This window comes from Clostridium sp. CF012 (assembly GCF_018861755.1).
GTDB lineage: Bacteria > Bacillota > Clostridia > Clostridiales > Clostridiaceae > Clostridium_AD.
Genome location: NZ_JAHLEF010000047.1, coordinates 1 through 12,706, shown reverse-complemented (window position 1 = coordinate 12,706; position 12,706 = coordinate 1). Strand labels below are relative to the sequence as shown.

The 12,706-nt window shown below is 31.0% G+C and carries 6 protein-coding genes; all 6 read right to left on the bottom strand.

The window, feature by feature from the left end; translation table 11 throughout:
- Positions 1-87: 87 nt before the first annotated feature.
- Positions 88-1,125, bottom strand: coding sequence for a hypothetical protein (locus KPL50_RS24090; protein WP_216301041.1), 1,038 nt, complete (start codon positions 1,123-1,125; stop codon positions 88-90).
- Positions 1,126-1,180: 55 nt separating this feature from the next.
- Positions 1,181-2,410 (bottom strand): competence/damage-inducible protein A, encoded by a 1,230-nt coding sequence (locus KPL50_RS24085; protein WP_216301040.1) that lies wholly within the window; start codon positions 2,408-2,410, stop codon positions 1,181-1,183.
- A 65-nt stretch (positions 2,411-2,475) separates the two neighbouring features.
- The gene (locus KPL50_RS24080; protein WP_216301039.1) at positions 2,476-3,423 is read right to left on the bottom strand and encodes a phosphoglycerate dehydrogenase; all 948 of its coding nucleotides are present in this window, start codon (positions 3,421-3,423) and stop codon (positions 2,476-2,478) included.
- Positions 3,424-3,588: 165 nt separating this feature from the next.
- Positions 3,589-6,519 carry an insulinase family protein gene (locus tag KPL50_RS24075; RefSeq protein WP_216301038.1) on the bottom strand — a complete coding sequence of 977 codons (2,931 nt, stop codon included), beginning with the start codon at positions 6,517-6,519 and terminating at the stop codon, positions 3,589-3,591.
- A 30-nt stretch (positions 6,520-6,549) separates the two neighbouring features.
- Positions 6,550-6,678, bottom strand: a complete 129-nt coding sequence (locus KPL50_RS27615; protein ID WP_290443289.1) for a hypothetical protein — start codon at positions 6,676-6,678, stop codon at positions 6,550-6,552.
- A gap of 173 nt (positions 6,679-6,851) precedes the next feature.
- On the bottom strand, positions 6,852-12,296 hold the full coding sequence (locus tag KPL50_RS24070; RefSeq protein WP_216301037.1) for a diguanylate cyclase: 5,445 nt from the start codon (positions 12,294-12,296) through the stop codon (positions 6,852-6,854).
- Between the last annotated feature and the right edge of the window lie 410 nt (positions 12,297-12,706).

Genomic DNA, 12,706 nt, shown 5'->3' with positions numbered 1-12,706 from the left:
ATTTTTTAAGGCACATACCAATATTGGTATGTGCCTTTATAGTTATAAGAAAATGTCTAAATTCTCTTAATACTTACATTTTACAAACTATAAATTCTTTATAAGTGTAAGCAAATCACTATATATGCCATAGGCTGTCTGCTGAATTTCAGGGTTCTTTTCTATTACTTGTATTTCTCCCATTAAGTCTGTGGTTATAGCTAATATAGAGGATGTAGCATCTATATTGCTAAAGGTATCTTTATAATTTATATAAACTGGTTGTACCCTGCCTTTTGCTACATTATCTTCAATATATCCTTCACATAAAAGCTTGATTTTGCACTGTTTTTCTTTAGCCTTTTCTATTTCCTCTAAAGTAATATGTGCTATTCCACTTCTATCTATTTGTGTAGGTTTTATATTTGTGTCCATTAACACATTTAGTAAGGCTGCAGTTTTTGCCGCTGCATCCCACCCATCAATATCCATTGAAGGGTCTTCTTCTGCAAACCCTCTTCTTTTAGCTTCTTTAATAGAATCTTCATAACTATTTCCACTTTCCATTTGTTCTAACACAAAATTGGTGGTAGAATTTAATATTCCTTTAAAGGATAACACCTTACATCCTGGAAGTGTGTATTTAACAAAATTAAAAATAGGAGTGCCATCCATAACCGTAGTTTCATATAAAAATTGCAGGCCTCGCTTTTTTGAATTATCGCGAAGCTTTTGATACTTAAAGGCAATAGGTCCTTTGTTCCCTGTTATAACATGCATGCCTAGCTCAAAAGCATTCTCTATATGAGTTATTGCTGGCTCTCCATCATAAATAGATAAAGTGCTTAGTTCAACTAATAGGTTAGCATTACACTGATGTATAACCTGCAGTGTTTCCATAGTCGCTGCATCTTCTGCACTAGAATCAAAGCTTCCAGTGTTTTTCACATCTATAAGGGCCTTCTCAAGGTTTATTCCCTTAGCGTTGATAATTGAGCCCTTAGACCTACCTGCAATAGCTGTGACTTTAATATCATATCCAGTACTCTCTTTAAGTTCTAAGTTCTTAGTTATTAGTATTCTACAAAACTCCTGCGCCGCATTTCCAAACCCCACTAAACATATATTTATTTCTTTATTATGCATTTAGACCCCATCCTTTTTAAGTTAACGTTTGAAATCGAAGTTTTAAAGCTGTAATTTATAGTAGTTCCCTCCTAAGCAAGTCCAAAAGCTGCATAGTTGCTCTTTCCCTTATTTTCTGCCTATCACCAGATAATTTAAGCATCTTTGTTTTAACTTGGCCATTCATATATATCCCTACATATACAAGTCCCACTGGTTTTTCGGGGCTTCCACCATCTGGACCTGCAATACCTGTGGTGGAAATTCCAATACTAGTGCCTGCTGTTTTTGCTATACCTTGTGCCATCTCGGCTGCTACTTCGCTGCTTACTGCTCCATACTTATCTAAGGTTTCTATGGAAACCCCCAATCTATTAATTTTCGCCTCATTGCTATAAGTCACGATGCCCTCCATAAACACAGAAGATATTCCTGGGTAATTTATAAGCTTTGCAGCTACCATTCCTCCTGTGCAAGACTCTGCCGTAGCTATAGTTAACTTTTTATTTATGAGCATCTCTCCAAGTACATTCTCTAAGGTTATATCCCCGACCCCATAAATGTTATCGCCTAATCTTCTACGTATTTCGGCTTCCATAGGCTCCATAAGTTTTATGCCTTGCTGCTGCGTATTTGCCTTTGCGGTAATTCTAAAAACCATTTCTCCATCTTTAGCATAAGGCGCTACCGTTGGGTTGGTTTGATTATCTAATATATCTTCTATCATCTCTTCAGCTGAGCTCTCCCCCACGCCTATAACTCTAAGCACTTTGGAAACTAATATACCCTGCTGAAACTTCTCAAGATAAGGAACTACAGACTCCTCAAACATAGGTTTCATTTCTCTAGGTGGTCCAGGTAAAAGTGCAACTATCTTCCCATTTTCCTCAATTATACATCCTGGTGCCGTTCCGTTATTATTAGGAAGTATCACTGCATCTACTGGGAAATATGCCTGTTTTAAATTATTTTTCGTCATTGGTCTATTTGTGTCTTTAAAATGACTTTGAAGAACCTTTAGAGAAGCTTCATGAACCACACTCGGTTTCCCAAAATAATCAAAAGCTACTTCTTTAGTTAAATCGTCCTTTGTAGGTCCAAGTCCCCCAGTAGTTATAACTAAATCAGCTCTACTAAAAGCTAGTCTATAGGATTCGAGTAGTCTTTCTGGATTGTCTCCAACCACTGACTGATGGTAAACTGATATGCCTAAATCTGCAAGTCTCTTAGCAAGATATTGTGCATTTGTATTGACTATATCCCCGAGCAATATTTCCGTTCCTACTGCTAATATTTCTGCGTTCATAATTTCCTCCTTTGGTGCCATCCACGTGGCAAGTGGCAAGTTGCAACTATAATATTACGTAGTCCTTAGTACCCTTTTTTTAAATTTACTACATTTACTAACTCTTCCCCTAGTACATATCTTTTCATATTCTTATAGATAAGGTCAAACCTTCTCTGGTTTCTCATCTCTGAAATCCAGGAATTATGCGAAGTCAATATAACATTATTTAAATCCCATAATGAATTATTTTCTTTTAGTGGTTCTTCTTCATATACATCCAAAGCAGCCCCTGCTAGCTTACCGCTTCTTAAATTTTTAATTAAAGAAACTTCATCCACAATACTCCCTCTAGCTACATTTATGAAAAAAGCCCCAGGCTTCATTTCAGTAAATCTCTCTTCATTAATTAAATGGTGTGTAGATTTTGTATATGGTATGGTCCCTACAACCACATCACATAACTTAAGCATTTCATTTAGCTCAGTCATAGCATAACATTTATTAAAATATTGAATATCTCTACCATCCGTATTCACACCTAATATGTTTACTCCAAAGCCCTGAAATCTTTTAGCTGCCTCTAATGCTATAGTACCTGTTCCTACAAAACCTATAGTCTTTCCATATAGCTCCATAATACTTGTATCCATCTTCCATTTCCTATTAGTTTGATTTTCATATAGTACCTTACTATTTTTAAATAGTTCTAGCGCTTTTAATACAATCCATTCTCCCATAGGTATACTATAGCCACCTTTATTATTGGTAATTATAATAGAAGTATTTTTAACATACTCTGTCGGAAGTTGGTCAATGCCTATGCTAGATAGTTGAATCCATTTTAACTTTTTCATTTTCTCTACCTCTAGGGTTTTAAAGGGATCATAACAAATTAAAACTTCCACATCCTCTAAATCATCACTGTAAATTAAATCTTTCTCTTTCACTACTTTTATATCATAGCCAAAAGTTTCTATATCTTTCATTTTCTCACCACCGTAGTTGTATGTGAAAAGTGCTTTAATAGCCATCCAAATTGCCCCCTTACATTAAATCATTACTTTTCTATATAAATAATAATATACTACAAAATACGTCCAGTTACCTTCTATATTCTATGAAAATTCATACAATTTTTTTTATTTTTTAAAAAAAAGATGCCACTTGCCACGTGGGTGGCACCAGGCATCTTTTCATTATTTAAATACGTTTACTAAAGTAGTGAATATTTCTTTGTTATCTTTAAGTTTATTTTCATTTCCTAGTACACAAAAACAGTTTTCTTTTATAACATCATCTAAGAGTGATTTAAAGGACTTAATGTCCTCTGCCTTTGTACCTAACACTTCATCTCTTTCTGTTTGTCTCTGTTCTTCTGAAATACCTCTTATATAGAATGCTGTAGCTCTTTCACCCTTCATAGTAGGTGTTAGTGGTGAATCAAGTTCACTGATTGTTCCTATAATATATTTAGTCATTTCTCTTTCAGAAGCTTCAAAAGTTCCTATATAGTCACATATTCCATCGTAAGCCTTTAAGGTTTCTACCACATTAGGATCCCTATAAGATACAAATACTATGTTTCCACTTCTAGCTAAGTTTGCAAAACCACCATAGGCACCACCCTGAACACGCACTCTATTCCATAAGTAGTCGAGGCTTGCTATAGTTTTAAGTACTAGCATCTTACCTGAATAAGAGTAACCTTGCTTAATGAAATTATACCCTTTAGCTACATACTGAACATCTGATGATGATAATAATCCTTCATTATTCTTATTAAGCTCAAAGTCATATTTCGCATCTGGCAGTTCTTCTTGTCCTAGTATGCTTATAATCTTAGGTAATTCTGTAGCAAAGGCAGTATATATATCCTCTTCTCCTGTAACGCTTACTATAAGATTGTTCTTGTTAAATATAAGCTTTGATACCTTATTTAAGTTTTCAATAATTTCCTCTGCTTTATTATCAAAATTTCTTTCGATATCATTGATAAATTCATAAAAAGATATTCCTGTAGTCTTTTCTATATAGGCTGAAGCTGGCGAAAAGTAGGAAGTAAGCCTTCCAGCTGCTGCCATATGTCCTCTATCAAGGATTTTCATTTCCTGCCTTGATTTTAATTGTTGAATTAGCTCCTTCAAACGCTTCTTTTCATCAAATTTAGTAGTATTGATTATCTCCACCATAATATCAAAGAGCTTAGGAAGCTTTGGAACTAGTGCTTTACTCTTTACTACAAGTTTTGGACTGTATTCTTCAAAATTTTCACTGTCACCATATACCTCAGTTGTAAAATGAATTCCACCTGTGTGGATATTAATTTCATTAGATAAATCAGGATAATTAGTATTCTGAGTACTTACCCTTCCTAAAAGAGTTGATAGTAAGGTTACATAAGATAGTAACTTCACATCCACTTTTTTAGCATCAAATAATATATTTATATAGGCTATTTTATTAGTAAATATATTATGAGATAATACCTTTACTCCATTTTCATCCTTTACCTTTAGTGGTAGATGTTCTACTGTAGTTTCAATGTCTGAACGCTCAAGTAGTGGAATAGTTTCAAGCACTTCTACAGAATCTGGTGTCATTTGTCTCTCTTTAAGAGCTTTTGTACCTTGAACTATTTTCTCTATTTCACTTTCTGAAATACCAGCCTTATACTTAGCAAGCTTCTCTTCTACTGCCTTGGATTTTTGTTCTGCTAGGCCCTTCTTACCATTCAAAATAACCATAGAACTATGGGTATTGTTTATTAAATACTTATCTATAAGGCTTTCAAAATAATTAGTAGTTAATGCAGCTTTTATTTTGCCTAAATAACTTTCATACTCTAAATGCATAGTTGGGTCTTTATCATAAAGCCAACTGTCCATACTAGTTATATAATAGAATAAGCCTTTTGGGAAACCTCCTAAATCAGCCTCTCGTAATTTAAATTCTGTAATATTTATACAAGCCTCTATTAGCTTTTTGTCTATTCCCTCTTTAACTAAATTCTTTAACGTTGCATACACAATTTCCTTAAATTCTTCTTTTTTAGCTTCATTAGAATTCTTTACTACTATACTGAACACTGGTTGCAATATACTATTATCAAAGCTTCCGAATACATCTTTGCCAAGGTCCGCTTCAACAAGGGCTCTCTTTAATGGCGCTGCAGCACTTTCTAGTAATAAATACTCTAAAATTTCAAAAGCTAAGTGTAATTCTGGCTGGCTAATATTATCCCCTGTTACAAAGTTCATGCTTAAGAAACTTTTATCCTTTTCATCATCATCTGATGAAATAGGATAATCTATTTTAACTTCACTCATACTGCTAAAGGGTTTTTGCATTTGTATAGCTGAGTCTACTGCTATTCTATCAAAATCATTTAGATATTTTTCGCTAATAAATTGTAACTCTTTATCAATGTTTCCATCTCCATATAGGAATATATAACTATTTGATGGATGATAATATTTTTTATGAAACTCTACAAATTCCTCCTGCGTTAAATCTGGTATAAATTCTGGATCTCCGCCCGATTCTACCCCATAGGAAGTGTCTGGGAATAAGGATTCTTGAATCTTACGCATAAGGCATCCTTCAGGAGACGAGAATGCACCCTTCATCTCATTATAAACTACACCTTTATAAGATAGTTTATCTTCCTTGTTTTCTAATTCATAATGCCAGCCCTCTTGCATTAATATTTCAGGTTGTGAGTATAGATTAGGATAAAAAACTGCATCTAAATATACATCCATAAGGTTAAAGAAGTCTTTTTCATTTTTACTAGCTAAAGGGTATATTGTTTTATCAGAAAAAGTCATAGCATTTAAAAATGTATTTAAAGATCCCTTTATGAGTTCTACAAAAGGCTCCTTTGTCGGAAACTTTCTAGAGCCACAAAGCACTGAATGCTCTAGTATATGTGGAAGTCCATTACTGCTTTTAGGTGGCGTTCTAAACCCTATAGAAAACACCTTGTTATCATCATCATTTTCTATATGCATTAATCTAGCTCCACTTTTCTCATGTTCAAATATTCTTGTAACTGAATTTAACTCTTCTATATTTTTCTCCTGGATTAACTTAAAACCATGATATATAGTACCAATTGTAAATTTCATTTTTCTCCTCCTCATACTTTTCGCGAAAATCTAAATTATTATTTTGTAATTGAGTTCTTGCAAACTTGCCACTTGCCACTTGAGTGGCACCAGGCTTTTATTATCTTCATTATACACCATATTATTCCACACTGCTAATATCACAAGTGTTTTATACATCTATGTTTCCTCATTTTTATTTTGTCTATACTATAGTTGAAAAACAAAAGCATTTATTTTCTGATTGAAAATTCTATAACTTCCTTCAAAGTCTTAAAACCCTCAGTAACTAATTACTAAGGGTTGACTGAACTTGTTCTTAAATTGTACTTAAAACATATTAAAAAGTAATGCTATAGTATTTGAACTATTATCTTCCCCAGAGTATTTACAAAGTTAAAATCCTCAAAACTAAATTCTTTTGTCATCGTTGATTCCGTTAAGTATAATACTCCTTTTACTATGTCACCGTAAATCAATGGAATTGCCATCACCGATTGCCAGTTTGGAACACCTGTAACGGTATCATACTCAGTTATTGTATCCCAATCTATTTTGCATACTCCCTGTTTACTATCAATTACGGATTTTATTATCTTCTTATTATAGGTATCGATATCCATCCATTCATTTTTGAAAATCTTTCTTGAATATTGGTCTATAATATTGTCATCTTCCAAAATAAATAAAATCCCCTTTTGGGCTTCTGTAATTTCAATAATTCTACCTAATAAACTATATATTTTATCTTCTCGCCTTGAGTTTACGTTTGTAAGCTCAATTAATTCTATCATAGCAAGTACATTTCTATGGTCTTGTATTGCATTGCCAGATATTATTCCAGTAAGTCTATCTGTCCTTTTCGCCTTTTTAGAGAATTCACTATTCCAAATATCATATCTATTTCGACCCTGCTGCTTTGCCACATATAGTGCTTGATCTACTCTTTCAACTAATTCTTCCTGCCACTCTCCATGAAGGGGATAGGATGCAACACCCAAACTTACAGTAACATCTCGCCTATTGTCTAGTATTTTTTCTCCCTCTATTTTAGCCCGAAGTTTTTCAGCTATAATCTCAGCATCGCAAATACCAGTGCCTGGAAGAATAACAATAAATTCTTCACCACCATATCTACCTACAATATCTGTTTCTCTTAAATTACTCATCACAACATCGCAAACCCTTTTTAGCACGTAATCTCCTGTTCTATGTCCAAACTTATCATTTATTATTTTAAAATGATCTAAATCATACATAATAAGTGAAAATTCACTTCCTGTTTGACTTGATACTTCAATTTGTTCACCTAATGCCTCTTCTAGGTATTTTCTAGTAAGAGTCCCCGTCAATTTATCAATAGACGCAGTCAATCTAAATTTATATTTTTCAATTATTACACCGATAACTTTACTGAGTTCCATACACTTTTTCATGCTATCGTTATTAAGATTATTTAATACCCTTTGTGATTCGATATATACATATCCAATCACGTCTTTACTGCCTTGCATATTTTTTCGTCTCTCACTTTTTATAGTGCCCTTTTCACTTACATTTTCCATAATAATAGGGATACAAATAAACGCCTTTAAGGTATTATGAATGCTATTTGTATCTCCATTTATATTTTGTTCTAAGGATACATCTGTTACTGAAACTGGTCTTTCTCCAGTCAAAATTTTAGATAACACCTCTTGGTTTTGTGGCAACTCATATCTCCTATCACTAGATGCAATAACTTTATAGGCATTATCATTATCCTTTATAATAATAGTTCCTCTTGTGGCTAGTGTTATATATGATAAATAATCAATTATAAGCTCTAAGTCTTTTCCATTGTCTCCTTGTAAATTTTCTAATACATCACTTATGTCATGAATATCTTCATGAAGAGAGGATGAATATATTTTTTTTATAGACTTTATAAAGTTCTTGTTATTTAAAATATCTTTATGATTTACTTGCTCTAGTATATATAATAGTCCGACCTCATCCTTCACATTAAAGGGTTCTTCTTCTAATACTTTCGTATCTTTATTGCCCTTATAATAGCTATTAATCGCTAAAAATTTATTGAAAGGCCTAAAGGCATTATTTAGCTTAATATAAGACAATCTGCACTGCGCGGATAACTTGTGAATTATATCCTTTAATATACCACAAGCCTCAAGATAGTAGATCACTGCATAAAAATAATCCTTTTTATCAAAGTAATAATCCCCCATTGCAGTATATACTCTCCAATATATATCTATTTCATTATACTTATTTGAATATTCTAAGGCTGCATTGAAAAATTTAATGTTCTTCTTCTTTTCAATTAACCCATCAACATATAATTTTTTAACATAGACTCTATGCTCTTTTACATCAATGTCAATCTTGTTAATTTCACTAAAAATAATAGGTATATGTTCTTGTTTCCCATTTTCATATAAAAAGATTACTACCTCATAAAATATGTTAAGTCTACTACTTAATAAGGATATTTTACTTGCTATATTTATAATGTTATTAATATTTTCATTTAAATTTTCATCATTATCCCTAAAATGAAATCTTATATATTCATTTAAAATCTGGGCCCGCCATTTAAAAATACATTCATCATGCTCATATATATCTAATGCCTTCTGAATATATATCTGGCTCTTTTTTAAATCCCCCAATTTATAATTTATTTCAGCGGCCAAAAAATAAAACTCACCTATCTCTTTCCCTTGATTAGGATAATTTTCTAACTCTTTATTGCAAAGTTCGTAATATTTATACGCATTATCATAGTCCCCCAATTTCAAATAGGCACTAGCAATAGAACTGTAACAATAAAAAACATGGAATTCATCCTCATACTTTTTACATATTTCTAGTGTCTCCATAAAATATTGTAAGGATATTTCATACTGCTCCTTTAATAAATATGTAGCGCCAATATTTATTAAAGCAAGTATGACCTTTGAACTCATATTATTTTTTTCACATATATCCTTCATCTCTTGGAAATACCTTATGGCCTTATCATCCTCTTGATAATAATCCCCATAAATAACACCTATTCTATTTAATGATTTTATTAACCCCTCGATATTATTATATTTGTTACAAACTTCTATATTTTTTTCAAAAATTACTAAAGCTTCCTGTGTTCTACCACTTCTTAAATAAGCTAATCCCTTATGGTTATAAAATATGGTCTTTAATTCTTCATACTCAGCGTTGCAAAGTTCTATACAACTGTTACATATAGTTTGTACACTTTCATATTCTTGCTTTATGTCATATACGGAAGCAAGAATTCCTTGGCATTTGAGCATTCCTGTAACATAATCTACTTTGGTAAGCATATTCTGAATTTTTTTAATGTAATAAACAGTACTATCTATATTATTTTTACTTAAATATATTTCTGCTATTTTAATTAAACTATCAATTATATATTTGTGAAGCTCTACATTTCCCATATACTTCTGTATTGATAGATAGTATTTTATAGCTAAATCAATGTGACCTTCTTGTTCATGTAAATTCGCAAGGTCCATAATAAGCTTTATACTTTTAACTGGCTCCCAGGAATAATTTATTACAGATGCAGCTTTAGTTAAATTTTTTATTGCATCACTTCTATTTTTTAGAAGCTTCATTTTTTCAGCATTTTCAATACAATAATTAATAATCTTTTCTTCTTGATTAGATTTTTCTAAGTGATAAATTAATTCATCAATATATTCAGTACCACCCTGTTTATATTGATTTTCAAGCACTACTGAGGCTAATCTGTGCATAGCTTTTCTATCTTCCGACCTAATTTTTTCATACATAAGACTTTTAAGAAATTTATTGTAAAAATCAAATACGAAACCTCTATCCTCAATTTTTTTACATAGTATTCCCGAGGAAATAAGGCCTTCAATAGCTTTTTCCAAATCACTATCGCTTCTTTCAATAAAACTCACAATTATATCTAAAGAAACAGCACTATTAAACATTGATATTATTTGTAAAATCTGATAGTTAAGTTCTCCCATTTCTTTAACTTGATTTAATAGTACTCCATGCATATCTATTGGTACTATAAATGCAGAATATTCATAATCCGTAGCCCAATAACCCTCTTTACTATCTACATAAATATATTTTTTACTATAAAAACTCTTTATAATTTCTTGTACAAATAATGGATTACCCTTTGTTTTTTCATATATACTAGCTGCTAATTTATAGGGTATTTTAGGCATACTAAGGATACTTTGAATCATTATACCTACTTCTTTTTCATCTAGCTCTTTTAAAAAAATGTTTGTTACACCATTGCTTTGGGATATATTTTTATTGAATTCAGTGAATCTCTTATTTATCACACATTCTCCATCACAATAGGACATTATCACCATAATATTTTTATTAGGCAGCTTTTTTCTCATAAGATATTCCATTAACTCTATGGTAAAATCATCAGCTAAGTGAAAATTATCAATAATAATAACTATTGGTTTGTTATTTATACATTCTTCAATAAAGCCCGTTGCGGAATGTATAAGTCTAAACCTTTCCTTATCACCACTTAGTGGTTCTGACGGTATTATTTTCTTTTTACCACCTAGTTCAGGTATAAATTTTACTAGTTCAGATTCATATCTTTCGAGCACCTCTGGTTCACATTCAGAAATGAATTGTTTTAATATATCTACAAAAGCCTTATTACTATTTTTAGTAGCCGCCTCCAATATAAAACTGCTATAAATATTTACTTTATTCAGTGAAAAAAGATATTTTATCGAATTAAGAAACCGAGTTTTACCAATACCTGATTCTCCATGAATTAAAATAGTGGAATTATAATTACTTTTATTTTTGATAGATTCATATATGTTTACAATTTTATCAACTTCATCATCTCTACCTATCATTTTCAAATTGAAATTTAATTTTTCTCTTTCTTCTTTCCTATGAGGTATATACTCCTTACCAAAAACATTATTTATATCCATTACCAATTCTGAAATACTTTTGTATGCTTTTGTAGCATCACTATAGATCATTTTGTGGATTATACTTTTGAATTTTACATTGAAATTTTCATCTTCATTAATTATTTCCCCAATTCTGAACCCACTTAGAGTTACATCGTCTTCATTAATAATGAAATTTTCATCTTTACTTTTCATATATATAATAAAAAGTAATACCCCTAGAGAATATATATCACTAGATATACTTCCTTTTTCACCTGCTAGTATTTCTGGTGACTTAAAATAGTCCTCGTTATTTTCTGCCTTCCAGAAGCCCTGATTTTCAAGTTCAATAGTGGCAAAATCTTTAAACTTAACGCAATGTTTATCACTGTTTACCGTATTGGAAACTATAATATTGAATAAATTTATACCTCCATAAGCAAAGCCTTTTAAATGAAGATAGTTTATGCTTTGGCAAATTTCTATAAACAAATCTAATATCTTTTCCTTTGTCATTTCACCTGCAATATCTAAAATTTTAAAATTATTTTGCACATATTCATTTGTGTAAAAATATACTTTATCATTTAATTTTTTATTATCTAACAGATTAACTAAGTCAAAATCGTATACTGATGTTATATTTTCACAATTTAGATTAGTTAAACTAATGAACTCTTTTGTATAAAATTCCATTAATTCACTTTTCAGATATTCTGAATTAATAATATTTAATTGCACCGTATCATAATTTTTTATTATGTCATTAACTACATAACTGGAAACTACCCTATTTTGTTTTATACATTTAACTATTCTATATCTATTATTAATAATTTCCATTTAAATCACTTCCTTAAATACTAATTAAATCATGACCTAAAGTGTTTTAATACAATATTTACCTTTTAGCTTGTACCATAATACAAATATAACATATTTTTTGTATTTCATCATCTTTTTAACGAAAAATATTTCTATTTTTTTCTATTTTTTATAATTTTTTTAAAATTTGTACTTATCTATCATTATAACAAATTCCTAAAGGGTTTTGTTTTTTTTTTTATAAAAGGTCAAAAATCACTACTAAAACAACATTTGCAATACTGTTGTTGCATCAATTAAAAATACCCCCAATTATTGAGGCCACTGAAAAAATGGTTGTTTTTTCAACTGGGTTCCTAATTTGAACAAAAAAAGCATGAGATATCCATATTTTTGGATATCTCATGCTTTATATTTTTATAATTAAG

What these genes read in the sequence shown, in the direction of transcription:
- KPL50_RS24070 (WP_216301037.1), bottom strand. Translation starts at nt 12,296, where the DNA reads ATGGAAATTATTAATAATAGATATAGAATAGTTAAATGTATAAAACAA.
- KPL50_RS24075 (WP_216301038.1), bottom strand. Translation starts at nt 6,519, where the DNA reads ATGAAATTTACAATTGGTACTATATATCATGGTTTTAAGTTAATCCAG.
- KPL50_RS24080 (WP_216301039.1), bottom strand. Translation starts at nt 3,423, where the DNA reads ATGGCTATTAAAGCACTTTTCACATACAACTACGGTGGTGAGAAAATG.
- KPL50_RS27615 (WP_290443289.1), bottom strand. Translation starts at nt 6,678, where the DNA reads ATGTATAAAACACTTGTGATATTAGCAGTGTGGAATAATATGGTGTAT.
- KPL50_RS24085 (WP_216301040.1), bottom strand. Translation starts at nt 2,410, where the DNA reads ATGAACGCAGAAATATTAGCAGTAGGAACGGAAATATTGCTCGGGGAT.
- KPL50_RS24090 (WP_216301041.1), bottom strand. Translation starts at nt 1,125, where the DNA reads ATGCATAATAAAGAAATAAATATATGTTTAGTGGGGTTTGGAAATGCG.